This window comes from Streptosporangium sp. CA-115845 (assembly GCF_050943795.1).
GTDB lineage: Bacteria > Actinomycetota > Actinomycetes > Streptosporangiales > Streptosporangiaceae > Streptosporangium.
In genome coordinates this window covers 8,578,056-8,601,709 of the sequence record NZ_CP191988.1, presented here as the reverse complement: position 1 = coordinate 8,601,709, position 23,654 = coordinate 8,578,056, and the positions used below count along the sequence as shown (strand labels likewise).

The 23,654-nt window shown below is 68.7% G+C and carries 18 protein-coding genes; 7 read left to right on the top strand and 11 right to left on the bottom strand.

The window, feature by feature from the left end:
* Nucleotides 1–126 precede the first annotated feature (126 nt).
* The 3 genes from ACQP0P_RS40865 to ACQP0P_RS40855 form a co-directional block, all read right to left on the bottom strand.
* Complete coding sequence (locus ACQP0P_RS40865; RefSeq protein WP_433366491.1) at nucleotides 127–1,365, bottom strand: trypsin-like serine peptidase; 1,239 nt, start codon at nucleotides 1,363–1,365, stop codon at nucleotides 127–129.
* Between the two features lie 216 nt (nucleotides 1,366–1,581).
* Entirely contained in the window at nucleotides 1,582–3,141 is a 1,560-nt protein-coding gene (locus ACQP0P_RS40860; RefSeq protein WP_433366487.1) for a hypothetical protein, read from the bottom strand.
* Nucleotides 3,142–3,558: 417 nt separating this feature from the next.
* Nucleotides 3,559–4,674, bottom strand: a complete 1,116-nt coding sequence (locus ACQP0P_RS40855) for a trypsin-like serine peptidase (RefSeq protein WP_433366484.1) — start codon at nucleotides 4,672–4,674, stop codon at nucleotides 3,559–3,561.
* Nucleotides 4,675–4,992: 318 nt separating this feature from the next.
* Here ACQP0P_RS40855 and ACQP0P_RS40850 point away from each other — a divergent pair, with 318 nt between their 5' ends.
* The 4 genes from ACQP0P_RS40850 (at nucleotide 4,993) to ACQP0P_RS40835 (ending at nucleotide 9,570) form a co-directional block, all read left to right on the top strand.
* Nucleotides 4,993–6,453 carry an acetyl-CoA synthetase gene (locus tag ACQP0P_RS40850; protein ID WP_433366481.1) on the top strand — a complete coding sequence of 487 codons (1,461 nt, stop codon included), beginning with the start codon at nucleotides 4,993–4,995 and terminating at the stop codon, nucleotides 6,451–6,453.
* A 62-nt stretch (nucleotides 6,454–6,515) separates the two neighbouring features.
* A complete protein-coding gene (locus ACQP0P_RS40845; protein WP_433366478.1) occupies nucleotides 6,516–7,445 on the top strand; it encodes a hypothetical protein in 930 nt (309 codons plus the stop codon).
* 9 nt (nucleotides 7,446–7,454) lie between these two features.
* Nucleotides 7,455–8,417, top strand: coding sequence for a zinc-binding dehydrogenase (locus ACQP0P_RS40840; RefSeq protein WP_433366476.1), 963 nt, complete (start codon nucleotides 7,455–7,457; stop codon nucleotides 8,415–8,417).
* Nucleotides 8,418–8,550: 133 nt separating this feature from the next.
* Nucleotides 8,551–9,570 carry an oxygenase MpaB family protein gene (locus ACQP0P_RS40835; protein WP_433366473.1) on the top strand — a complete coding sequence of 340 codons (1,020 nt, stop codon included), beginning with the start codon at nucleotides 8,551–8,553 and terminating at the stop codon, nucleotides 9,568–9,570.
* A gap of 49 nt (nucleotides 9,571–9,619) precedes the next feature.
* Here the strand turns inward: ACQP0P_RS40835 and ACQP0P_RS40830 are convergent, their stop codons facing one another.
* The 7 genes from ACQP0P_RS40830 to ACQP0P_RS40800 all read right to left on the bottom strand — a co-directional run bounded on the left by ACQP0P_RS40830 (nucleotide 9,620) and on the right by ACQP0P_RS40800 (nucleotide 19,736).
* Entirely contained in the window at nucleotides 9,620–10,309 is a 690-nt protein-coding gene (locus ACQP0P_RS40830) for a PadR family transcriptional regulator (RefSeq protein ID WP_433366470.1), read from the bottom strand.
* The gene (locus ACQP0P_RS40825) at nucleotides 10,306–11,103 is read right to left on the bottom strand and encodes a DUF4097 family beta strand repeat-containing protein (protein ID WP_433366467.1); all 798 of its coding nucleotides are present in this window, start codon (nucleotides 11,101–11,103) and stop codon (nucleotides 10,306–10,308) included. The genes ACQP0P_RS40830 and ACQP0P_RS40825 overlap by 4 nt, the downstream gene beginning before the upstream one ends.
* Nucleotides 11,104–11,172: 69 nt before the next feature.
* The gene (locus ACQP0P_RS40820) at nucleotides 11,173–11,349 is read right to left on the bottom strand and encodes a DUF6104 family protein (protein WP_169750152.1); all 177 of its coding nucleotides are present in this window, start codon (nucleotides 11,347–11,349) and stop codon (nucleotides 11,173–11,175) included.
* A 116-nt stretch (nucleotides 11,350–11,465) separates the two neighbouring features.
* Nucleotides 11,466–15,173 (bottom strand): multifunctional oxoglutarate decarboxylase/oxoglutarate dehydrogenase thiamine pyrophosphate-binding subunit/dihydrolipoyllysine-residue succinyltransferase subunit, encoded by a 3,708-nt coding sequence (locus ACQP0P_RS40815; RefSeq protein ID WP_433366464.1) that lies wholly within the window; start codon nucleotides 15,171–15,173, stop codon nucleotides 11,466–11,468.
* 194 nt (nucleotides 15,174–15,367) lie between these two features.
* Nucleotides 15,368–16,033: a B3/B4 domain-containing protein gene (locus ACQP0P_RS40810; protein ID WP_433366461.1), complete on the bottom strand. Its 666-nt coding sequence runs from the start codon at nucleotides 16,031–16,033 to the stop codon at nucleotides 15,368–15,370.
* Between the two features lie 77 nt (nucleotides 16,034–16,110).
* Nucleotides 16,111–18,639: a glycoside hydrolase family 9 protein gene (locus ACQP0P_RS40805; protein ID WP_433366458.1), complete on the bottom strand. Its 2,529-nt coding sequence runs from the start codon at nucleotides 18,637–18,639 to the stop codon at nucleotides 16,111–16,113.
* 203 nt (nucleotides 18,640–18,842) lie between these two features.
* Nucleotides 18,843–19,736: a glutathione S-transferase family protein gene (locus tag ACQP0P_RS40800; RefSeq protein ID WP_433366453.1), complete on the bottom strand. Its 894-nt coding sequence runs from the start codon at nucleotides 19,734–19,736 to the stop codon at nucleotides 18,843–18,845.
* A 175-nt stretch (nucleotides 19,737–19,911) separates the two neighbouring features.
* Between ACQP0P_RS40800 and ACQP0P_RS40795 the strand changes: the two genes are divergently transcribed.
* On the top strand, nucleotides 19,912–20,433 hold the full coding sequence (locus tag ACQP0P_RS40795; RefSeq protein ID WP_433366451.1) for an NADPH-dependent FMN reductase: 522 nt from the start codon (nucleotides 19,912–19,914) through the stop codon (nucleotides 20,431–20,433).
* 119 nt (nucleotides 20,434–20,552) lie between these two features.
* Nucleotides 20,553–21,059, top strand: a complete 507-nt coding sequence (locus tag ACQP0P_RS40790; RefSeq protein ID WP_433366449.1) for a flavin reductase family protein — start codon at nucleotides 20,553–20,555, stop codon at nucleotides 21,057–21,059.
* Between the two features lie 312 nt (nucleotides 21,060–21,371).
* Here the strand turns inward: ACQP0P_RS40790 and ACQP0P_RS40785 are convergent, their stop codons facing one another.
* On the bottom strand, nucleotides 21,372–22,430 hold the full coding sequence (locus ACQP0P_RS40785; RefSeq protein WP_433366446.1) for an NAD(P)H-dependent amine dehydrogenase family protein: 1,059 nt from the start codon (nucleotides 22,428–22,430) through the stop codon (nucleotides 21,372–21,374).
* A 308-nt stretch (nucleotides 22,431–22,738) separates the two neighbouring features.
* Between ACQP0P_RS40785 and ACQP0P_RS40780 the strand changes: the two genes are divergently transcribed.
* Entirely contained in the window at nucleotides 22,739–23,635 is an 897-nt protein-coding gene (locus tag ACQP0P_RS40780; protein WP_433366443.1) for an SDR family oxidoreductase, read from the top strand.
* Nucleotides 23,636–23,654 lie beyond the last annotated feature (19 nt).

Below are 23,654 nucleotides of genomic sequence, written 5' to 3'. Positions count from 1 at the left end.
ACGAGCTCCTTGCGCTGCAACGTTCCCGGACGTTCGGGAACTGCGGGACGACAAGCTACGAACCTATGCAGGGATCGCCGGGCCAAACGTCATCTAAGCCTCTCTTAAGGCTCTCTTAAGGCGGCTTTATGTTCGGGGTGCCTGCTGGGTGGCCGCCCAGTGATAGGCGGCGTAGGTCGCCGCGATGAAGTACGGGGAGGAGATCCTGTCGTACCTGCGGTCGGTGTCGGTGTCCCACGCGAAGCTGTTGACGCCGTTGAGGTAACCGAGCGCGGTCCTGTTGTCGTAGGAGATCAACCAGGGGCCACCGCTCGCGCCGTTGGTGAATCCGCAGGTCAGGGCGATACCCTGCTCGACCAGGCGAGCAGGTGCCTGCACCTTTTCGGTGCGCCCGTCGCACGACTTGAGCCGCTGGCCGTCGTAGGGCCTGCTGCCGTCGGGGTGCGGGGCGGCGGGGTAGCCGAAGGCGAGGGTGAACATGCCGGTGCCCCGGTTGGTCGCCAGTCCCTGCCCGCCGACGTTGTCCTCCAGGCTTCCGACACCCTCCATCTCGTAGGTGCCGGCGGTCTTACCCGCCTTCCACCTGAAGCCGTCGTGCACGGTGACGAACGCGTAGTCGTAGTCGTAGTCACCCCTGCCGACGAAGTCCTCGTGCAGGTTGAGCGAGTGGCCGACATAGATCCCGTACGGGGTGTTGCCCTTGTCGTAGCCGGGGATGAAGATCCAGTACTCGGCCTGACTGCCCGTCTTGGCGTCGTAGGCGCAGTGTCCGGCCGTCGCGACCAGGTTGTGGTTGGCCGCCGCCACCGAGGAGGCGGAACACCAGTAGTCCTTGTTGCCGATCCGGAAGAACACCTTGCCGACGGTCAGCGGGGAGCCGCCGGAACCCGGAGCCCGCTTCTTCGGGAGGGTGGGCCTGACCAGCGGCGCGGCCCCCCCGGACTTGGCGGCGCTCTTCCCGCCGCCGGCCGCGGTGGTGGTGGTCTCCTCGGTCATGGCTGTCGCGCCGCCCGCCTCTCCGGCGCCGGCGGCTGTGGCGCTTCCGGCCGTGGCGCTTCCGGTGGCGGTGTTTCCGGCGGTGGGGGACGGCGAGGTGGTGGTACCGGATTTCCCCCCGGGTATCGCGGGCACCCCGGGTGTCGCCGGTCCGTTGTCCATGGCCTGCTTGAGCCTGGCCGGGCTCCAGTACTCCGCGATCCGCCGCATGTCGGCGACGCTCTTGGTCAGCGGGATCGAGGTGATGCCGCTGGGCACCGTGTTCAGCGGACCCGCCGCGGCGCTCCCGGCGAACGCCGACGTCATGGTCACACAGGCGGCGATCAGCGCCCCGAGTGTGGCCGTGAGCCGCCGTACGCGGGAGGACATGAGGAGAGTTCCTTTCGGAGGGCCGGAGTTTCGGAGGGCTACCAGGGATGCAAGGGGTGATTTTTCCAGATCAACTTGGTTTTGGGCAGTTCGCTGGACCGATCCGCTCATGCTCCGTTATCTGGTCAGTGTGCCCAAGGGTGTATAAGCACCCCGTGAAGCTGCGGAAAGGGCCCGGTGCGTACCGGGCCCTTCCTGGTTCACACAGCCTGCGTCCTAGGCCGGGAGCTTCCCGGTCCAGAGGTTGGCCGCGTGCTTGTAGATGCCGTACGTCTCACCGTTGAAGTACGGGGTGGTGACGCGGTCGTAGCGGTTGTTCTTGTCGCTGTCGACGGTCAGGCTCACCACACCGTTGAGGTAGCCGGTCCGCTTGCTGTTCTTGTACTGCAGCAGGAAGGGGCCGCCGCTGGCGCCGGGAGTGAAGGCGCACTTGATCGCCTGGTGCTCCTCGGCCTTGTAGGCCGCGACGACGGGAGCGGCGACGGTCGTGCCGTAGCACCACTTCTGGGTGTGACCGGAGTACGGCTTGTCGCCGTCCAGGTGGGCCGAGGTCGGGTAGCCGAACGTGAAGACCTTCTTGCCCAGCTTCTGGTTCCAGGCGAAGCCCTGGCCGCCGACGTTGTCGCCGAGGCGACCGGCGTCGGCCACCGTCGAGATGTAGTGGCGGAAGATCACATACTCCACCGACGCGGTCTTCTTAATGTACTTCACCGCGTAGTAGTGGGTAATGGTGTAGTTACCCTTTTCGTCGATCTTCCGGTAGCCGGGACCCTTGTAGGCGTCGTAGTCGGTCTTGGTGACGTTCTCGACCCGGATCTCGAGCTTGGAACCGGCCTTGGGCCAGTCGCCCTGCGGCAGTTCCTTGCCCTTGAGTGTGACCTTGTCGTTGTTCAGGCCGTAGACCTCGCCGGCGACCTTCTCCCAGGCCCACTTGTCCGTCTCGGACGCGACGGCGAGGGCGCCCTTGTACTGGGGGCCCACCTCGTCCTCGGAGGAGATGTTCTCGACCTTGCCGATGCCACCCTTCTGGGTCCACCTGTCGTAGGTCTCGAAGTCGACGGTGCTGGCGGCCTCGCGGCCCACCCCGCCCTTGTCCACGTGCGCCTTGAAGGTCTTGTAGTCGACCTCCTTCTCCGGCTGCTGCTTGATGCCGTTGTAGACGTTGACGAAGGCGTAGTCGTAGTCGTAGTCCTCGTAGACCGTGAAGTCGTCGTGGGTGTTGACCTTGGCGCCGACGTAGATGCCCCAGGGAGCCTTGCCCTGGTAGTAGCCGGGGATGAACACGAAGTTGTCGAACGGCTTGTTCGTGTCGGTGTCGTAGACGCAGTGGCCGGCGGTGGCGACCAGGTTGCGGTACTTCGACTGCACGGAGCTGCCGGAGCACCAGCGCTCCTGCCCCTTGTTGTCGACGAAGAAGACCTTGCCGACGGTGATCGGGAGGTTCACGTTCCGCGACCGGCCGGCGGACTTGCCGCCCTCGCCGGTGGGGGCGACGACGCCGGGCTTGCCGTCGGCGGCCGCCCTGGCGGCGCCGGTCTTGTTCAGCTTCGCTGAGACGGTGGAGTCGGAGAGGTAGGTCTTCGCCGACTTCAGCTTCGAGGCGGTCCAGTAGCCCGCGATGGCCTTCGCGTTACCGGAGGGGGTGAGCGCCGCCGACTTGATGTCGGGGTCGGCGGTGCTCGCCTGGGCGGTTGCGGGGAGGGAGGCGCCGATCATCGCGGCTGCCGCGAGGGCACCGCCGAGGGGAAGGATCAGGCGCTTGGCTCGGGGGTTCAATGAAGCTCCTTCTTTGTCATGGATCACTCGGGACGCGATCCACGCATGCGTAAAGAGACAAGAGGTGACCGTACTCGGCAAAGATGGGGTAAAGGGCTACAAAACGGGCAAAGGTTCGGACCGATATGATTTCGTTACCAAATCCATGGAACCGGAAATCGGTTCCGCCCGTCTGATCTTCCTTTGCTTGATCGAGCGGTCTCGTGCGGCTTGTTTGAGCGTGTGAACTGCGGAAACGCCGAGACTGGTCGTTGTCCTGACGGTGGGTGTCCCTCGTCTCCGGAACGTTCCGAGGGGAGGGGCCGCGGACGCCGACGCGAGCAGGGGGCCCGATCTTGAGACCGGGCCCCCTGTCGTTCCTCTGGCCGCCCGAATGGCCTTACGGGCTGCTGGCGCGTCGCGGCGAGGTCGCGCGGGTCAGTCGGTCCAGCGGTTGGCCGCGGCCTTGTAGACCTTGTAGGTGTCGCTGTTGAAGTACGGCGAGGAGATCTTGTCGTACCGGTCGTTCTTGTCGGTGTCCCAGGCGATGCTGTTGACGCCGACCAGGTAGCCGGTCCGGCTGGAGCTCTTGTACTTGTAGAGCCACGGGCCGCCGCTCGCGCCCGCGGTGAAGGCGCACTTGAAGCCGATGTGCTCCTGGACGTTGTACTTCGGCGCGGCCGGCATGGCGCCGGTTGTGCCGTAGCACCACTTCATCGTGCGGCCGGAGAAGGGCTTGTCGCCGTCGGGGTGCAGTCCGGCCGGGTAGCCGAAGGCGAAGACCGCTTTCTTGATCTTCTGGTTCCAGGCGAAGCCCTGGCCGCCGACGTTGTCGCCGAGCCGCCCGACCTTCTTGATGATCGGGTGCCACTTGCCGTCCTTGTCCTTCTCCCAGTTCACCTTGAACCCGGAGTGGACGTTGACGAAGGCGTAGTCGTAGTCGTAGTCCTCCTTCACCACGAAGTCGTCGTGCGCGTTGAACCACTTGGCCGCGTAGATGCCGTAGGGGTTCTTGCCGTCCCACGCCTGGTCGCCGTCCCAGTAGGACGGGATGAAGACCCAGTTGTCGTAGAACTGGTTGGTCTTCACGTCGTAGACGCAGTGCGCGGAGGTGGCGACCACGTTGCGGTACTTGCCCTGGACGGAACTGCCGGAGCAGTACTTCCAGCTCTTCGGGTCCGCCGGGTTGGCGCCGGGCAGGGTGAAGAAGACGCGGCCGACGGTGTTGGGCAGGTTGACGTGCCTGCTCTTGGCGGACTTGGCGCCCTCCTCGCCGATCGGCGGGACCGCTCCGCCGGGGCCGTCGGGGCCCGCGGCGCCGGAGGCCTTGCCGCCCTTGATGCTCAGGTCGAGGTCGCCGGTGGCGTCCGTGGCCTTGCGCATGCGCTCGGGCGACCAGAAGGAGGTGGCCTCCGTGGCCGTCTCCGAGGCCGGGGAACTGACCACATCGTTGGGGGCTTGAGCGGCGTTGGCGCCTGTGGTGGCGCCGATCACTCCGGCGATCATGAGAACGCCGGTGAGGGGGATCGTGAGGCGCCGTGCTCGGGAATTCATGGAGCTCCTTTCGTGCTCGGCGTGGAGACGGGACCTCTCCTCGCCGGGAAAACGATCGGAACGTTACTGACTGAATCGAGCGCTCGGCGAGGAATTGACGCCAAAAAGCATTGAATGGTTCCAGGCGATGCGATCTCGTTATTTAAATAGCGATTTGTTATGGTTTAACAAATAGGCATTTTTGCAGGTCATGGTGGGTGTTGAGGGTCTCTGTGGGCATCATTGGCATCATTGGTAACAGCGATTACCGAAGGTTTCTCGAGTAACTCCGGCACCCTCGGCCTATTAAACCGAATTATGTTCTGGTTGAATGTCGGCATGAGTGGAGATCCCCGTACCCCATGCCTTGTCGGCGTCGCCCAGCACACGGTCCGCGTCCAGCCGGGGCCCGAGCCGTTGGATCTGTGGGAACTCGTTGCCCGTGAGGCCGCCGCCGACGCCGGGGCCCCAGGGCTGCTGCACGCCCTCGACTCGATCCAGGTCGTCTACACCGAGTCCTGGCAGTACGACGACCCGGCGGCCAGGCTCGCCGAGCGGCTCGGCGCCGCTCCCCGCCACCGGGCCTACTCCACGGTGAGCGGTACGGCACCGCAACTGCTCCTCGGGGAGGCGGCCTCGATGATCGCCAGGGGTGAGATGGACGCCGCCCTGGTCGCCGGGGCCGAGGCGCTGGCCACCCGCAGAGCCCTGCGCAGGGCGGGGGAGCGCGTGGCGTGGAGCCATCCGGCGAATCCCAAGCCGCCCTACGGCTGGGAGCGGCCCCCGCACCCGGCCGAGCTGGCCCACGAGCTGTTCCTGCCCGTCCACACCTACGCGATCATGGAAACGGCCCGGCGGGCGGCGGCGGGCGAGTCCATCGAGGAGGAGCGGGTGGCGCGAGGGCTGATGATGGCCCCGATGACCGAGGTCGCCGCGGCCAACCCGCACGCCTGGTACCGGGAGGCCGGAAAGCCCTCGGAACTGGTCACTCCGGCCGCGGACAACCGCGTCGTCGGCTGGCCCTACACCAGGCGCACCGTCGCGGTCATGGAGGTGGACCAGGCCGCCGCCGCGATCCTGGTCGGCGACGGGCTCGCCGACCGGCTCGGCATCCCCCGAGACAGGCGCGTCTACCTGCGAGGGTGGTCCTACGCCGAGGACACCTGGGAGGTGGCGGCCCGTCCCGCGCTCGGCTCCTCGCCGGCCATGGCAGCCGCGGCGCGGGCGGCCTTCGCGCGGGCCGGGACCGACCTTGACGAGATGTCCGCGCTGGACGTCTACAGCTGTTTCGCGATCGCGCTCCGCGCCGCCTGCGCGGCAGGAGGGCTCGACCCGCTCGACCCGCGAGGGCTGACCGTCACGGGTGGCCTGCCGTACGCGGGGGGCCCGGCCAGTGACTACGTCCTGCACTCCACGGCGGCGATGGCCGAGCGCCTGCGGGCCGCGCCGGGCCACGGACTGGTCACCGGGGTCGGCATGCACCTGACCAAGCACACCTACGCGGTCTGGTCCACCGAGCCCGGCGGCGCCCTGGGCGACGCCGCACCGGTGTACGTCGCGGAACCGGTGCCGATCGCGGACTCCTACGAGGGACCCGCGACCGTCGCCGGATACACGGTCGCGCACGGCAGGGACGGAGCGGCCGAACGAGGCATCCTGATCGCCGACCTTCCCGGCGGCGGCCGGGCACACGCCCACGTCCGCGGGCCCGACCTGATCGCCGAGGCCGAGTCGCGGGAACTGGTCGGCGCCGAGGTGCGCCTGGTCCCCGAAGGGCCGGTGAACGTCGCGACCTGGTGACGGCCTCCCCGGCGGGTATCGACTCTGATCCGTGCTGGTATCGAGATCGCCCGAATCCGAAGATGGAGTCGCACCGTACCTTCTCGCAGGAGGTGGCCCGGGACGTGGCCGGTGGCCGGTACGACATCATCGAGGCGAGGTCTCCGCGGGGACCTCGGCGCTGGATCGGCGCCGCGGTGCTGGCGGCGCTCCTGGTGGTGCCGGTGGTGGTCCTGCTGGCCGGCCGGGAGCCCGGCGCGGTCCCGCCGCTCCCGCCGCCGGTGTCCACCCGGACGGTGGCCGGTGCCGAGGAGGTCTCCAACGTGCTCTACCCCCGGCCCCGCCGCAGGGGCGGCAGGGAGATCCTCAACGTGGTCTTCCCCGACGGTTCGGCGGCGGAGGTCGACTACCCGGCGGAACTGGGCCTGGCCAGGCTGGGGGTCCGGCCCGCGATGACGGGCAGGCTCGACGGGGAGGTCGGCGCGTACCGGCAGCTGACCGTGCCGCCGGGAGGGCCGGCCGGGGTGGCGATGGGAAGGCCGATGATCCGGAAGCTGGCCGGGAAGGTCACGCTCTGGCACCCCATGAGCCCCGCCGAGGGGGAGGTGCTGCTGTTCGCGTTCGACCCCTGGTTCGTGGCGCTGCGCGATCTCAAGGACGGCATGCCCTTCGAGCAGCGCATGCTCTGGGCGCGCAACCTGCACGGCAGGGTGACCAGGGGCGGCTACCTCGTGCTCGACGCCCAGGCTCCGGTGCGGCTGGCCGGGGCGGGGGAGACCTTCCGCGGCGAGCAGGTGGGGCCGCAGCTGTGGTTCGGCGGGGCCAGGGAGACGCTGCTCGTGCTGGCGCCGGTGCCCGGCTGCGACGTCGCGGCGATCGAGCTCTCCGTGATCGAGCAGCGGCGCCGCTTCTCCGCCGAGACCTGTCAGGACGGTGTGTACGTGGCGGCCTCGGGAGAGCGGGGGCACGTGGAGAGGGCGGTCGCTGAAATAGTCGTCAGGCGGACAGCGTAGGGTGCGGCCATGTTCGCTGTAACCGCCACGCAGATCGATCCCGACAACCCGCTCGCCGGTCTCACCCTCGGTGAGCGTCCGGAACCCCAGGCCCCCGAGGGGTGGACCACCGTCACGGTGAGAGCGGTCTCGCTCAACCACCACGACCTTTTCACCCTGAAGGGCGTGGGCATCCGCGCGGAGCAGCTCCCGATGGTGCTCGGCACCGACGCGGCGGGGTACGACGAGGACGGCAACGAGGTCATCGTGCACTCGGTGATCGGCAACGGTGCCGACGAGACGCTCGACCCGAAGCGTTCCCTGCTGTCGGAGAAGTACGACGGCACCTTCGCCGAGCGGGTCGTCGTGCCCAGGCGCAACCTCGTGCCCAAGCCCGCCGCGCTCAGCTTCGAGGAGGCCGCCTGCCTGCCGACGGCCTGGTTGACCGCCTACCGCATGCTGTTCGACAAGGCCGGGCTGGAGCCGGGCTCGACGGTGCTGGTCCAGGGCGCGGGCGGTGGCGTGGCCACCGCGCTGATCCTGCTGGGCCGGGCCGGGGGATACCGGATCTGGGCGACCAGCCGCTCTGAGAAGAAGCGGGCGCGGGCCCTGGAGCTGGGCGCCGACCAGGTGTTCGAGGACGGTGCCCGGCTGCCCGAGCGGGTCGACGCGGTGATGGAGACCGTCGGCCAGGCGACCTGGGCGCATTCGCTGAAGGCGCTGCGCCCCGGTGGACGGATCGTGATCTCAGGCGCGACCAGCGGAGCGGTCCCGCCGGCCGAGCTGAACCGCATCTTCTTCCTCCAGCTCTCGGTGGTCGGCTCCACCATGGGCACCCGTGACCAGCTGGGCAGGCTCGCCCGCTTCATGGAGCAGACGGGTACCCACCCGCTGATCGACCGGGTTCTCCCGCTGACCGAGGCCCGCGAGGGCATCGCGGCCATGCACGAGGGCGAGCTCTTCGGGAAGGTCGTCTTCACGCTGCCGGGGTGAACGCGGTCCGCGACGGAGCGGAGCACGGCCGGGCACCGATGTGTTCCCGGTCACCTGCGTAAGTAATGGGTTACTTTTCAATCTCCCGGGTGATAGAACACGGATGAGCGATGTATCACCCGGGAGGCCCGGAATGACCGACTCAACCGCGCGCCGCGACCCCGACGCACCGCGCGCCCCCCTCGCCGCACCCACCGGCTCCTCCGCGTACGGCGGTCCCGTCACGCGTGGCGGCCCGGCGGTGAGCGCCGTCCCGACTCTCCCCGAGGCGGGGGACGGCGAGCACGTGCGCAGCGATCCCGAACCGTTCGGCCCCGGTGACCTGCTCTGGGACGGGATGGGCGACCAGCGGCTGATGTTCCTGCTCGGCGGCGGTCTCATCATGCAGGTCATGCACCCGGCGATCGGTGCCGCGGTCGGCCGGCAGTCGGTCTACCGGTCCGACCCGTGGGGACGGCTCACCCGCTCGCTCAACTCGCTGCAGATCTGGGTGTACGGAGGGCCGCAGGCCATCGAGGAGGGCAAGCGCCTGCGTGAGATGCACAAGGACATCAGCGGTGTCGACGCACAGGGCAGGAGCTACCACGCGCTGAGCGCGGGACCGTACGCCTGGGTGCACCTGACCGCCTTCGAGCGCGCCGTCACCATGGCGAAGTACTTCGGCGAGCGGCCGTACACCCCGCAGGAGGAGCGACGTCTGTACGAGGAGATCATCCGCCTGGGCCGGATCCTGCGGGTCCCCGAGCGGATGTTCCCCGCCACGGTCGACGACTACTGGACCTACTTCCACGACATGGTCGACAACACGCTGGAGAACCATCCGACGGCGCACGACGTGCTGGAGACCACGCTCACCGTGGGGGCACCGCCGCTGCTCCGCGGGCCGCTGCGGGCACTGTGGCGCCCGCTCGGCCTGACCTCGGGCCGGCTGAACCACTTCGTCACGGTCGGTACGCTGCCGGACGCCGTCCGCCGGAAGCTGGAACTGCCGTGGACCGCCAGGGACGAGGCGCGGCTGCGCCGTCTCGGCAGGGCGGTCGCCGCGACGATGCCACGCCTGCCCGAGCGGGCCAGATACCTGCCGATCGCCTATCACGCCAGGCGGGCGGCACGCGCACAGGAGCGGCTCACCCGCGCCATGCGCGTCGCCTGAGGAAAGGCCGCCGGTCCGCGCGCGTCGCGCGGCGGGGGAGGACGGACGGTTACCGGAGCGCTTCGCGGATGCGGCGGGCCGCGTCGTACAGGGCGTCCTGCGCGGTGGCCAGGGTCTCCTCGGTGACCTGCGCGTTCGACGCGTCCCTGTGGACCTCCTCGGCGAACTCGGCCAGCATCTGCCCGAGCCGGGCGTCGCCGGCGTGTGACCCCTCGCCAGTGAAGCCGGCGGCCCAGATCCGCTTCCAGTCGTCCTTCCACTCGTGCTTCTGGCGCTGCCATTCCGTCTTCTGCTCGCGCCAGGCCCTGCGCTGGTCGTGCTTGGCCTGCTTCTCCTCGTACCCGGCGCCCTGGCGCACGTCACGTGCCATCTGGGTGAGCTCCTCGCGCAGCGACTTCACGGTGTCGCGCACGTCCTCCTTGACCTCGCGGGCGATGTCGCGGACCGAGTCGGAGATCTCCTGCTCCAGATCGGCGAGCTCGTCGAGGCGGTCGTTGAGCTCGGCGCGGCCCCGGTCGCTGATCGTGAAGACCTTCTTGCCGTTCACGACCTCGTGGGTGACCAGCCCCTCCTCCTCCAGACGGGCCAGGCGCGGGTAGATCGTGCCGGGCGAGGGGGAGTAGACACCGAGGAAGCGATCCTGGAGCAGCCGGATCACCTCGTAACCGTGGCGGGGGCTCTCCTCCAGCAGCTTCAGGAGATAGAGCCGGAGCCTTCCATGACCGAAAACCGGGCTCATGCTTGGGCCCCCTTCAGCAGGGTGACGTCGGCGGAGACGGTGTGCGCCGTCAGGGAGGCCATGCCGCCGCCGATCCGGCCGGTCAGCGACCTCGCGCCGGTCTGGGTGGAGTGGTGGAGTTCGGAGAAGGCGGTGTCGAGCCTGCCCGAGGTGGAGCGGATCTTGACATCGGCGTCCACGGCGTGCGGGAGCCTGAGCACGATGTCGCCGGTGACGCTGTTCAGCGTCACGTGACCGGTCGGCGGGAGCTCCAGGTCGGCGGTGATCCGGCCGGAGACGGTGGTGACGCTGAGACGCCGGGGGGTGCCCTGCGCCACGGTCAGCTCGCCGGAGACGCTCTTGAACGACAGGTCGCCGACCAGGTCGCGGCTCTCCACGTCGCCGGAGACGGTGTCGGCGTTGATCTCCCCGCTCACCCCGTCGAGCACGATGTCACCCGAGACGCCCCTGACCGAGGTGCGGTCCTCGAATCCGGAGACGACCGCGGAGGCGGAGACCACCCCCACGTTGATCGGGCAGCCCTTGGGCGCGGTCAGCGTCAGCGTCGCCCGGCGTCGCCCCGGGCGCAGCCAGCCCAGCAGGCCGTCCCAGGTCAGGTCCTTGTAGGTGACGGTGAGCGTGCCGTCGTCGTCGTGGGTGACGAGCAGCGGTGTGGTGTCCACCTCGGTGACCTCAAGCGTGGCGGGGCCGTCGCCGGCCAGCACCGCCAGCCTGCCCGCCACGATGCGCACGTTCAGCTTTTTCACGGAGTCGAAGGTGAGCTGCTCTGGTTTCTCGATCGTCCACTGCCGCATGTTCGTGACCTCCTTGTGTATGACACGATATGTCGCGTCAGTCGGGAGGTCAAGATATATCGCGTTATTTCAGTCGTCCTCGTCGTCCAGCCGGGCCAGCCAGGTGGCCAGCCGTTCCACCGGAGTCTCGAAGTCCGGGTTCAGGTCGACGAACTCGCGCAGCCGCTCGGCCAGCCAGCCGATGGTGACCTCCTCCTGGCCGCGACGCTCGACGAGCTCCTCGATGCCCCGATCGGTGAAGTACATCGTTCTCCTCGTGGTGACACTTGCCATAACGGGGAAGTCCCCCGCAGAGGTTCCTGCGGGGGACTTCCGTGGTGACGCCTGCACTGCGGACCGCCGCCGGTCGGCGGTCCCTTCCTCTAGACGAAGATCTCGCCCAGCATCTGCTGCAGCTCGGACTCGTGGGCCGAGTGCGAGCCGGTCGCCGGGGAGGAGTTGGCCTTGCGGGAGACCCGCCTGATCGCACGACCACCGAAGACGCCCGGGTTCTCGGCCATCTTGAGCGCCAGGAACGGCCACGGACCCATGTTGAGCGGCTCGTCCTGCGCCCACACCAGCTCGACGTCGGCGGAGTAACGGCTCAGCTCGACCTCCAGCGGGTTGCCGGGGAACGGGTAGAGCCGCTCAAGACGGACGATCGCCACGTCGGTGCGGCCCTGCTTGTCACGGGCCGCCGCCAGGTCGTAGTAGAGCTTGCCGGAGACCAGCACGACCTTGCGGACGCCGGCCGGGGCGACGGTGATGTCGCCGAGCACCGGCTGGAACGACCCCGAGGTGAACTCGCTGACCGACGAGATCGCCGCCTTGTGCCGCAGCAGCGACTTGGGCGTGAACACCACCAGCGGGCGGTGCCGGTTCGACAGCGTCTGCCAGCGCAACAGGTGGAAGTAGTTGGCCGGCACCGTGGGCTGTGCGACGGTCATGTTGTCCTGGGCGCACATCTGCAGGAAGCGCTCGATGCGAGCCGAGGAGTGGTCGGGGCCCTGTCCCTCGTAACCGTGCGGCAGCAGCAGGGTGACGCCGGAGCGCTGGCCCCACTTCTGCTCGCCCGAGGTGAGGTACTCGTCGATGATCGACTGAGCGCCGTTGACGAAGTCGCCGAACTGCGCCTCCCAGGCGACCAGCGCCTCGGGCCGCTCCACGCTGTAGCCGTACTCGAAGCCGAGCGCGGCGTACTCGCTCAGCAGGGAGTCGTAGACGTAGAACTTCGTGGTGCCCTGGTTGAACGTCTTGAGCGGGGTGTGCTCCTCGCCGGTGACGCGGTCGACCAGCACGGCGTGCCGCTGGGTGAACGTGCCGCGCCGGGAGTCCTGGCCGACGAGGCGGACCGGATGACCGTCGATCAGCAGCGACCCGAACGCCAGGGTCTCGCCCATGCCCCAGTCGATGCGCTCCTCGGTGACCATCTGCCCGCGACGCTGCAGCACCGGCAGCAGGCGCGGGTGGACGGTGAAGCCCTCGGGCATGTTGAGCTGGGTCTCCACGATCCGCTTGACGGTCTCCTCGGAGATGGCCGTCTTGACGTCCTCGTGGGACCAGGGGATGGTCTCCATGTCGATCGGACGGGAGAACTCGTCCGTCGACGCGTTGGCCGCCGCGCGGGTCTCGGCGAAGGCGTTCTCCAGCTTGGCCTGGTAGTCGCGGAGCGCGCTCTCGGCCTCCTCGACCGTGATGTCGCCCCGGCCGATCAGCGCCTCGGTGTAGAGCTTGCGGGTGGAGCGCTTGGCGTCGATCAGGTCGTACATCAGCGGCTGGGTGAAGCCCGGGTTGTCCATCTCGTTGTGACCGCGACGCCGGTAGCAGATCAGGTCGATCACGACGTCCTTGCGGAACGCCTGGCGGTACTCGAAGGCCAGGCGGCCGACCCGGACCACGGCCTCGGGGTCGTCACCGTTGACGTGGAAGATCGGGGCCTGGATCATCCGGGCCACGTCGGTGGCGTACACGCTGGAACGCGAGCTGGCCGGGCTGGTGGTGAAACCGACCTGGTTGTTGACCACGATGTGCACGGTGCCACCGGTGCGGTAGCCGCGCAGCTGCGACAGGTTGAGGGTCTCGGCCACCACGCCCTGGCCCGCGAAGGCCGCGTCGCCGTGGACGAGCACGGGCAGGACCGTGAAGCCCTCCTCGCCGCGCTCCAGGAGGTCCTGCTTGGCGCGGACCACGCCCTCCAGGACCGGGTCGACCGTCTCCAGGTGGGAGGGGTTGGCCACGACCGAGGTCCTGAGCTTGGAGCCGTCGGGCGAGACGAAGTCGCCGCTGGCACCCAGGTGGTACTTCACGTCACCGGAGCCGTGGGCGCTGCGCGGGTCGATGTTGCCCTCGAACTCGCCGAAGATCTGCCCGTACGACTTGCCGACGATGTTGGCCAGCACGTTGAGGCGACCGCGGTGGGCCATGCCGACCACGGCCTCGTCGAGCCGCTCCTCGGCCGCGGCGCTCAGCACCGAGTCGAGCAGCGGGATCAGCGACTCGCCGCCCTCCAGCGAGAAGCGCTTCTGCCCCACGAACTTCGTCTGCAGGAACGTCTCGAACGCCTCGGCGGTGTTCAGCCGCTCCAGGACACGCAGCTGCTCGGTGCGGTCGGGCTTGGCGTGCGGCCGCTCGACGCGCGCCTGGATCCAGGCCCGCTCCTCGGGGTTCTGCATGTGCATGTACTCCACGCCGATGGTTCGGCAGTAGGAGTCACGCAGCACGCCGAGAATGTCGCGCAGCTTCATCAGGGGCCGGCCGCCGAAGCCGCCGGTGGCGAACTCGCGCTCCAGGTCCCAGAGGGTCAGACCGTGCGACTTGATGTCGAGGTCGGGGTGCTTGCGCTGCTTGTACTCCAGCGGGTCGGTGTCCGCCATCAGGTGGCCGCGGACCCGGAAGGCGTGGATCAGCTCTATGACACGCGCGGACTTCGCCACGTCGTCGTCGTGCGTGGTGGAGATGTCCTGGACCCAGCGGATCGGCTCGTACGGGATCCGGAGGGCCTCGAAGATCTCGTCGTAGAAGCCGTCCTCGCCCAGCAGCAGCCGGTGGACCTGCCGCAGGAAGTCGCCGGACTGGGCGCCCTGGATGATCCGGTGGTCGTAGGTGCTGGTGAGCGTCATGACCTTGCTCACCGCGAGGCGGGAGAGCGTGTCGGGGGAGGCGCCCTGGTACTCCGCGGGGTACTCCATCGCGCCGACGCCGATGATCGTGCCCTGCCCCGGCATCAGGCGCGGCACCGAGTGCACGGTGCCGATGGTGCCCGGGTTGGTCAGCGAGATCGTGGTGCCGGCGAAGTCGTCGACCCCCAGCTTGCCCGCCCTGGCCTTGCGCACCACGTCCTCGTAGGCGACCCAGAACTGGCGGAAGTCCATCTGCTCGGTCGCCTTGATCGACGGGACCAGGAGCTGACGGGTGCCGTCGCTCTTGGCGACGTCGATGGCCAGGCCCAGGTTGACATGCTCGGGCTTGACCAGCGCCGGCTTGCCGTCGACCTCGGCGTAGGAGTGGTTCATCTCCGGCAGGACCTTGAGGGCCCTGATCACCGCGTAGCCGATGAGATGCGTGAACGACACCTTGCCGCCGCGACCGCGCGACAGGTGGTTGTTGATCACGATCCGGTTGTCGATCAGCAGCTTCGCCGGGACCGCGCGCACGCTGGTCGCCGTCGGGACCACAAGACTGGCCTCCATGTTGGCGGCAGTCCTCGCGGCCGCGCCGCGTAGTCGAACTTCCTCGGCACCGGCGGGCAACTGCGTCTCCTGCTTGGATCGGTCCGCCGGGGCGGCCTTGGCCGCCGTCGGCGCTGGGGTCGTCGTCACGGGGGTCGGGGCGGCCGGAGCCGCGGCGGCCCGGGCTGGGGTAGCCGGGGTCGAGGAAGCGGTGGGTGTCGGAGGAGTGGACGCGGCGGTCGCCGCACCCGGGGGAGCGACTCTGCCGGCCCCTGCATCAGGGTTGTAGTCGGCAAAGAAGCTCCACCAGGCCCGGTCGACCGACTCGGGGTCCTGGAGGTATTTCTGGTACAGCTCGTCGACCAGCCACTCGTTCTGGCCAAAGGCTGCCAGCGGGTTTGTCCGCGACGACTCAGACGACACGGCGGAAATCGCCCTCTTCCGCAGATCGGCGTTGATGATGGAGAACCTGTCCAAGGCTACTCGCCTCGGCCCGGACCTGCGCCACTCTGGCCGCAGCTTCCTTGTCGATCCTCTCAGAACTGTTTAAAACGGTCACCTCCTGGGTAGCCGTTTCGCCCGTTGAGTCCCTGGCCAGCCGGATCCGGCGAGCTCCGTCAGTCCAATCCGACCAGTCGGAATTCTATCTGTAACTGCGGGGTAACGTCTTCGAGCAGGCCGGCCAGTTCGTCTCCTGCGGCCCGCAACTCCTCGATGGACAGGGGCGCGAGCCGCTCCAGCAGGAACAGCGCGTCCGTCGTCTCCTCGGTGATCCGGGTGCGGACGCACTGCCGCCAGTTCCACCGGCGGCAGGTGACCCCCCTGTCGTCACGCCAGACGACCTCGCCGATCTCCGGGTGGTCGATCGCCGGCTCGCCGCTCTCGACGACCTCGAACGGCTCGTCGCCGGCCGCGCGCACCAGCCTTGCCGTCCCCTCGTAGCGGGTCAGGTCCTCTCCGCCGATCGGCAGGCCGTGCCTGATGCTGATCGCGTTGTAGGCGTCGACCACCCGATTGATCTCCGGCGGCGGCATCCGTCTGACCAGGGCGTCCACCGAGGGCCGGGTCCGCTGGGGCTTGGCGCCGAATGCCCGGTATGTTTCCCGCCACGCCTCGACCCTCGCGTCGTCGACCGCCACCGCCTTCTCGGCCGCCTCCGCCAGCCAGGCCCGCGACCTGTCGTCCGTCGGCCCGTTGCGCAGCCCGTACACCCCCATCACCAGCACCGCGAAGTCCGGCCTGAGCGCGCTGACGGCGGGGTCCACCCAGATGTCCTCGATCACGGCCCCAGTTTAGGCGGCGTGCGCGGCGATGCGAGGAAGGACGGGGTGGCCGTCCACTGGACGGCCACCCGCGCCGATCATCCGCAGAGAGTGCCGTTGAGGAGCAGGCGTTCCGGCTTGGGGTTGGGGCCCGGGGCGTCGGCGCCGATGAAGCCGAAGGTGATCGAGCCACCGGGTCTGATGGTCTTGTTCCAGCTGAGGTTCCTGGCGGTCACGGTCGCGCCGTCCTGGGAGATGTCGGCGCTCCAGTGCCGCCGGACGGTCTGGCCGCCGAGGAAGGACCACTTCAGGGTCCAGCCGTCGATGGCCTTCTTGCCGGTGTTGGTGACGGTGACCTGGGTGTTGAACCCCTCGGGCCACTGGCCGTGGTTGGTGTAGGTCACCGTGCACACCCCGGCGGCGGCGGGGGTGTCCAGGTAGGAGGCGATCCAGGCGAGCGGGGAGTTCCAGTTGATGGTCAGCTCGTTGGTGGACCACGACTCAATGTCGTCGATGTAGCAGAACTGGGGCGCGCAACCCCTGAGCTTGGCCTGGGCGACCGGGTCCTGGATGCTGGAGTTCGGGCCGCCCGCCAGGGTGCCGCGCGGTGGGTTGGGCAGGGACGGGTCGAGCTGGTGGGCGTACCAGCGGCTGTGCTGGTTCTTGGCGGCGACCTCGCCGTAGCCGGTCACGTACGACTGGTTGAGGGCGTTGCGCCCGAAGAGGTAGTCCAGCCCCTCCAGCACCCCGTCGCGATACTTCGCCTCGCCGCTGAGGTCGTGGGCGACGGCCATCACGACCATGTTGTTGAGCACCAGGTTGTTGGAGCCCCAGTCGTAGGTCGACGGGTTGTACGGGACGCCGTAGGGGTGGGCCTGCTGGACGGCGAGATACCTGTCGGCGCCCTCCAGCACCGACTGGCGCACCCGTGCCCGGTCGGGGAGCGCGTTGGGCACCGCGGCCAGCTGCAGGCGGCCGAGCTGGGCGGTGTTGCCCCAGTCGAAGCCGCGCTCGCGCCAGATGTCGCCGGTGTGGTGCGGCGAGGCGAGCACGTAGTCCTTGAACTCCTTCTCGGCGGTGGTGAGATAGAGCTCGGCGGCGGCCCAGTAGAACTCGTCGGTCACGTTGTTGTCGTCGTAGGCGCCGCCGCCCACCCCGTCGGAGGCGTCGGCGTACCGCGCGGGGTCGGCCTTGGCCGCGGCCCAGGCCTTCCTGGCGGCGGCGAGGTTGCGCGCGGCGAACGCGGCGTCGTACGGGGCGAAGAGCCGGGCCGCCTGGGCCGCGGTGGCGGCCAGGTTGAGGGTGGCGGCGGTGGAGACCGGGTGCAGCTCGCGCCGCTGCGCGTCGAGGTGGGGCAGGAGCGGCAGGCCCGTCCACGCGGCGTCGTGGATCTTGTGGTGGGCCATCCCCGCGTGTGGCCTGCCGTCCGGGACCTGCATGCTGAGCAGGAACTCCTGCTCCCAGCGGGCCTCGTCGAGGATGTCGGGGACCCCGTTGCCGCTCTCGGGGATGTTGAGATCGCCGTCGGAGTGGATGCCGTCGGCCTTGGCGCGCTCGAAGGCGGACATCAGCTGGTGGACGGAGATACCGCCGTTGACGACGTACTTGCCGTGGTCGCCCGCGTCGTACCAGCCCCCCTTGACGTTCAGCGTGTAGTTGCAGACGCCCGGCTGGCAGGGCACCTCGACGTCCCCCTGGTTGGGGGCCACGCCCGCGTGCCCGGCGGGCCTGCCGTAGCCGGGGCGGAGGGTGTCGAGGATCTGGATGCCGCTGCGCTGGGTGTAGTAGAACTTCAGCGCGTCACCCCTGAGCTCGTCGTAGACGTCGGCGCCGATGTCGAACGGGCGGCTGGTCTCGCCGTCGGCCTCCAGCGTGTAGCCGGTGCCGGGGGTGGTGGTCGAGCCGAAGTCGATCGAGTGCGTGTTCTGGCCGGAGCTTCCGTCGACGCCGCGCGGGACGGTGTCGCCCTGGGCGACGACCTGCCCGCCGCGCCGGAGCTTCCAGCCCACCGGCTCCGTCTCCTCGGTGACGAGCGTGGCCCTCTTCGGCCCGGCGGGCAGGTAGCCGACCATGTTCACCCGGACGCGGGGTCCGGTGTCCGGCCGGTAGACGTCGGGTTCGGCTCCGCCTTTCAGGGAGACGTCGTCCACGCAGAACCTCCACGGGGTGGCGCTGCCCCCGAGTTGGAACGCCACCTGCGCGCCTGGCAGGTCCACCGGTGAGGTGAAGGTGTAGCGGTAGTCGTTGCCCGACACGCTCAGCTCGGGATTGGCCGACAGGTACTGGGTGTAGGGGTCGACCGGGAGCTGGACGAGGGCCCTGGCGACGCGGCCGGGCGTCGCGACGCCGAAGAAGGAGAACTCGTACGTCTCGTCCTTGACCAGGGGGATGTCGTTCTGGCCGACGATGACGTCCCACGGGTTGGCGGTGCCACCGGGGACGTCCGCGCAGAGCCGTCCGTCCTCGATCTCCAACGCGGTGTTGCCGGTGCTCCACCAGGGGGCGGTGCCGGTGTCGAAGGTGCCGTTGACGATCTGTTCGGGACCGTCCGCGGCGGCGGGCAGTGGGGTCAGGGTCACCAGGGCGGCGGCCGTGGCGAGAGCGAGCCAGGCAGGTGGTCTGATCACGGGGGGTCCTTTACGCAGGGGATGCGCCTCGCGGTGGGAGCGTTGGGTGGGAGCCTCCCTGTGGGAGCGCTCCCATCGCGAGGATGTGCCGATGTTTCCAGCGCGTTTCGCCCGCAGTCAATCGACCCCCCTCCGGGGCCGCCCGCTGACCGGGTGAATGACCGATTTGCCCGATGAAACTTTCAGAGCCTCCGGGGGCCGCGTCAGGGAGCGGTCCAGTCGATCTCCGGCCCCCGGGGTACGATCCCGCTCGGGTTGACGTTCGTCTGCGTCACGAAGTAGTGCCGTTTGATCTGGTCGAAGTCGGTCGTGTCGCGGAACGCGGGAATGGCGTACAGCTCGCGGGCGTAGGCCCACAGAGCCGGGTGGTCGACGAGCCGTCGCACCGAGCACTTGAAGTGCGAGTTGTAGACCGCGTCGAACCTGGCGAGCGTGGGGTAGAGCCGCACGTCGCTCTCGGTGAGCGCGTCGCCGTGCAGGCGGCGCCGGCCGGTCAGGCGCTCCTCCAGCAGGTCGAGCGTGGCGAACACGCCGGTGACCGCCTCGTCGTACGCCTCCTGGGAGCGGGCGAACCCGGCCCGGTAGACGCCGTTGTTGAGGCCGTGGAAGATCACTTCGTTCAGCGCGTCGATCTCCTCGCGCAGTTCCTCGGGGTAGAGGTCGGGTGCGCCCTCGGCGTGCCACGGCGTGAAGGCCGTCTCCAGGGTGAGGGTGATCTGCGGGTAGTCGTTGGTGACCAGGCGCTCGGCGGCGATGTCCCAGACGCAGGGCACCGTGTAGCGGCCCTGGTAGCCGGGATCGGTCGCCAGGTAGAGCTCGGAGAGGTAGGTGACTCCCGTCACCGGATCACCTCCGGGTATCCGCCAGCCCTTCTCGTCCCTGATCGGATCGACGATCGTCACCCCGACCACCTCCCGCAGGCCCAGCAGCTCGCGGACGATGAGCGAGCGGTGCGCCCACGGGCAGGCGTAGGAGGCGTAGATCTGGTAGCGGCCGGGCTCCGGCGGATGCTCGCCGCCCGCCTCGATCCGGGTCGTGAACCGGTTCTGCTGCCTGACGAAGCGGCCGTCGCCGGAGATCTCCTTTTCCAGCTTCATGGTATGACGGTACGGGATCTCGAACAGAATATGATTCGGTCGGGGAGGCCGCCGGGCTCTCGAAGAGTTTCATGCAAAACAAGTAGGAAATGTTGACTTGGTTCGGAGTGGTGCGTAGCTTGTCCGGTGTGAGCTGCTATCTGACCTGTTTCGACCAGAAAGCATCGGTGGCCTCATGAGCATCGTGACCGTGGTGGGAAACCCGCGACCCGGGTCGCGCACTCACGGGGTGGCCATCTCGGCGGCGGAGGCCGTAGCCCGGCGGATCGGGGATCAGGAGGCTCCAGAGGTCGTCGATCTGGCGGTCCTGGCTCCGCTGCTGTTCGCCCCGGAGACGGCACCGGAGGTGAGGGCCGCGCTGGAGCTCCTCGCGGGTGCCGATGTACTGGTGGTGGCGAGCCCGACCTACAAGGCCACCTACACCGGCCTGCTCAAGGCGTTCCTCGACCGGCTGCCGGGTGGCGCCCTCGCCTCGGCCGTCGCGCTCCCGCTGCTGGTGATGGGGGACGCCAAGCACTCCCTGGCGGTGGAGGTCCACCTCCGGCCGCTGCTGGTGGAGCTGGGCGCCGTCGTTCCCACGCCGGGTCTCGCGTTGCTGGAGTCGCAGCTCGCCGACCTCGACGCGGTCCTCGGCCCCTGGGCCGACCGGGTCGGCCCGCAGGTGGCGGCGGCACTCGGGCGGCGGACTCCCGCGTGACGCCGGGAAGAGATGGCGGCATTAATGGGTTCTGAGAAGTGTCTTTTATTCCTCGAAGGGGGAAAAGTGACCAAGTGGAGCATCTTGGCGGTACCCCACCCGTCCCTGGGAGAGGTGTCATGACCGAGACCCTGTCCGGCCGAGCGGTCGACGCGGAGCGATTCCGGCAGGCGCTGGCCGTTCACGCGGCCGGGGTCGTCGTCGTCACGGCGCAGTTCGAGGGCGTACCGGTCGGTCTCACGGCCACCTCGTTCGCATCCGTCAGCCTTGCGCCCCCGTTGGTCTCCTTCTATGTGGACCAGTCGTCGAGCACCTGGCCCTGGCTCCGGCGGGCCGATCACTTCGCGGTGAACGTCCTGGCCAGCGATCAGGCCGAGCTGGCCGCGCGTTTCGCGAGGAAGGGCGTCGACCGCTTCGCCGCACCCACCTCCTGGGCCCCGGGGCACCTGGGCGTCCCGCTGCTGGACGGTGTCTCGGCTCACCTGGTCTGTGCCCCCCACTCCACCGTCGACATCGGTGATCACGTCCTGGTCGTCGGACTCGTCACCGAGACGAGCCTCGAACCCGGCGGTCGCCCGCTCCTGTACCACCAGGGCCGTTTTGGGCGCTTCACCCCTCACTCCTGATTGTTGAGGGGAATTTCCGTTTAGTCGGGCAAAGGGGTGTTCCGTGATGGAGCGTTCCCTTCCGTGAGCTCTGACCTTCGGTGCCCTGATGAATTCCATGGCCGATTTCCGGACGGGTGAACGCGACGCGGAGGCGCGGGTGCACGGCGGGTGATCGGTGCATGGGTCTGAGCGGAGAATCCGCTTATTTCGGCAAAAGTGTTAAATACCGGATATCTCTAATCGGCGGCTTCGCGTGCCCCGGTCGCCGTACGGCCGGCCTGCCGCCGGGCTCGCCCGGGTGATGCCTGGCAGTGCTTCCCCGGGGCTTTCTCAGGCGAGGCGGACGGTGCCCCGGCCGGTGGTCAGGGGGAGATCCAGGGCGGTACGGATGCCCGGCGGGGCGGCGCAGAGGGCGGCCACGGAGTTCACGGCATGGGCGGCGGCTCCGGCCAGCCCGTGGGAGATCTCGCTGACGGCGAGCATCAGCTGGGGCATGCCCTCGATGTGGACGCTGAAGCCGGGGTCGGCCCAGCGTGCCACCCGGGTGGCGTCGGCCTTGTAGACGCATTCCACGGTCATCAGGGGACGGCCGCGGACAAGCCCGCTGAACATCCAGCGGGAGGCGCACACGGTGCCCGCCCTGACCAGTCCCGCGGCGATCTCGAACTCCTCTGAGGCGAGCTCGAACTCGTCGCTCTCCTCGACCTCGTCGAGGGTCACGCCGAGGTTGTCGGCGACGAACTGGACGCTCTCGGCGAACAGCGAGCGCTGGAAGGCGCGGAAGGGGCGCACCCCGGCGGTGTAGTCCTTGGCCGAGCGGGTGAAGCCGAACAGATCCACCACGATCTGCCGGGAGGGGTGCCCCCGGAAGTCGGACGACTCCCGGACGTAGATGTGGTCGACCCTGCTGGACAGGCCGGTCAGCGTGAGCGGCAGCATGTCGCTCATGAAACCGGGGTTGACGCCGGTGCCGTGCAGGGACGTCCCGCCCGCCCGGCAGGCGGCCTCCAGACGGTCCACCACCGCCGGGCCGTAGCACTTGGGGTAGACGAACCCGGTGGTGGTGATGACGTTCTTGCCGCTGGCGAGCAGCGCGCAGATGGTCTCCACGTCGTTCGGATGACCCCCGCCGAAGTAGAAGGTCGGCAGCGGCATGTGCAGCACGCAGTCGGCCTCCAGGGCGAGAATCTCCTCGACGTCGTCGGTGCAGACGACGCCGGCCTCGGGGAGTCCCACCAGGAGCCCCGCGTCCCGTCCCACCTTGTCCGGGTCGTAGACCAGCACCCCGGCCAGTTCGAACTCCGGCCGGGTGATGACGCTGCGCAGGGAGTATCTGCCGACTGCGCCGGTGGCCCATTGGACCACACGCAGGGGCGGCGATAAGGACATATGGGGCCTCCAGCCCGAATTGTTGGGCGGGGCCCTGTTGGGAAAGTGAGGGGTGTCATCATTGACCCTCGCCCGTATGGGGCAGAAACTTTAGCAGAAATTAACACGCTCGCTTACTATGCGCAATGATCTCCTATTTTTTGGTTACCGCTCTGGGGGATTTTGGTGCCTTTATCTGGAAGGTGGTCGGTCGCTTCCGGGGGCGCCGCCGGTCGCGTCGGGGGCCGGGGCGTCCGCGATGGCACCGCCGGGGCCAAGCAAGCTATTGTTCAAGAGACTAGAATTATGTTCTCGTAGGAGGGTTGCGGATGTCAGAGCTGCGGTTTGACGGCAGGGTCGCGGTCATCACCGGTGCCGGACACGGTCTCGGCCGTTCGCACGCGCTGTCGCTCGCCGAGCGCGGCGCCAGGGTGGTCGTCAATGACCTGGGTGGTGCGTTGGACGGAACGGGGGCCTCCACCGGGCCCGCCGCCGAGGTGGTCGAGCTGATCAGGAAGAACGGCGGCGAGGCGGCCGCCAGCACCGACAACGTCGCGACCCCCGAGGGGGCCAGGGCGATCGTCCAGACCGCGATCGACGCCTTCGGGCGGCTGGACATCGTCGTCAACAACGCCGGCATCCTGCGGGACAGGTCCTTCGGCAAGATGAGCGTCGAGGAGTTCGACCAGGTTCTCGCCGTCCACGTCCGCGGTTCGTTCCTGGTCAGCCGGGAGGCGTTCCCGTACCTCAAGGAGCAGGGGTACGGCCGGATCGTCAACACCTCCTCGCCCGCCGGGCTGTTCGGCAACTTCGGCCAGGCCAACTACTCCACGGCCAAGATGGGCCTGGTCGGCCTCACCAAGACGCTCGGCATCGAGGGGGCCAGGGCCGGGATCAAGGCCAACGCGATCGCGCCGATCGCCTGGACCCGGATGACCGAGGAACTCCTCCCCGCCGAGTTCGAGGCCAGGTTCACCGCGGAGCGGGTCAGCGCCCTGGTGACCTTCCTGGCGCACGAGGCCTGTGAGACCAGCGGCGAGGTCTTCAGCGTCGGCGGCGGCCGGATCGCCCGGGTGTTCGTGGCCGAGGGGCCCGGCTGGCGGCAGGACGACCACACGGTGGAGGACATCCGCGACAACTGGCAGGCGATCCTCGCCGAGCAGCCGTACCTGACCCCGACCACCCTCGGCCGGCAGGCGACCGCCTCCATGAAGGCCATGCTCTGACGCCGCGGGCCGCGTTCCG

What these genes read in the sequence shown, in the direction of transcription:
- ACQP0P_RS40855 (WP_433366484.1), bottom strand. Translation starts at nt 4,674, where the DNA reads ATGAATTCCCGAGCACGGCGCCTCACGATCCCCCTCACCGGCGTTCTC.
- ACQP0P_RS40790 (WP_433366449.1), top strand. Translation starts at nt 20,553, where the DNA reads ATGACCGAGACCCTGTCCGGCCGAGCGGTCGACGCGGAGCGATTCCGG.
- ACQP0P_RS40800 (WP_433366453.1), bottom strand. Translation starts at nt 19,736, where the DNA reads ATGAAGCTGGAAAAGGAGATCTCCGGCGACGGCCGCTTCGTCAGGCAG.
- ACQP0P_RS40820 (WP_169750152.1), bottom strand. Translation starts at nt 11,349, where the DNA reads ATGTACTTCACCGATCGGGGCATCGAGGAGCTCGTCGAGCGTCGCGGC.
- ACQP0P_RS40850 (WP_433366481.1), top strand. Translation starts at nt 4,993, where the DNA reads ATGAGTGGAGATCCCCGTACCCCATGCCTTGTCGGCGTCGCCCAGCAC.
- ACQP0P_RS40845 (WP_433366478.1), top strand. Translation starts at nt 6,516, where the DNA reads ATGGAGTCGCACCGTACCTTCTCGCAGGAGGTGGCCCGGGACGTGGCC.
- ACQP0P_RS40825 (WP_433366467.1), bottom strand. Translation starts at nt 11,103, where the DNA reads ATGCGGCAGTGGACGATCGAGAAACCAGAGCAGCTCACCTTCGACTCC.
- ACQP0P_RS40835 (WP_433366473.1), top strand. Translation starts at nt 8,551, where the DNA reads ATGACCGACTCAACCGCGCGCCGCGACCCCGACGCACCGCGCGCCCCC.
- ACQP0P_RS40840 (WP_433366476.1), top strand. Translation starts at nt 7,455, where the DNA reads ATGTTCGCTGTAACCGCCACGCAGATCGATCCCGACAACCCGCTCGCC.
- ACQP0P_RS40795 (WP_433366451.1), top strand. Translation starts at nt 19,912, where the DNA reads ATGAGCATCGTGACCGTGGTGGGAAACCCGCGACCCGGGTCGCGCACT.
- ACQP0P_RS40865 (WP_433366491.1), bottom strand. Translation starts at nt 1,365, where the DNA reads ATGTCCTCCCGCGTACGGCGGCTCACGGCCACACTCGGGGCGCTGATC.
- ACQP0P_RS40780 (WP_433366443.1), top strand. Translation starts at nt 22,739, where the DNA reads ATGTCAGAGCTGCGGTTTGACGGCAGGGTCGCGGTCATCACCGGTGCC.
- ACQP0P_RS40830 (WP_433366470.1), bottom strand. Translation starts at nt 10,309, where the DNA reads ATGAGCCCGGTTTTCGGTCATGGAAGGCTCCGGCTCTATCTCCTGAAG.
- ACQP0P_RS40785 (WP_433366446.1), bottom strand. Translation starts at nt 22,430, where the DNA reads ATGTCCTTATCGCCGCCCCTGCGTGTGGTCCAATGGGCCACCGGCGCA.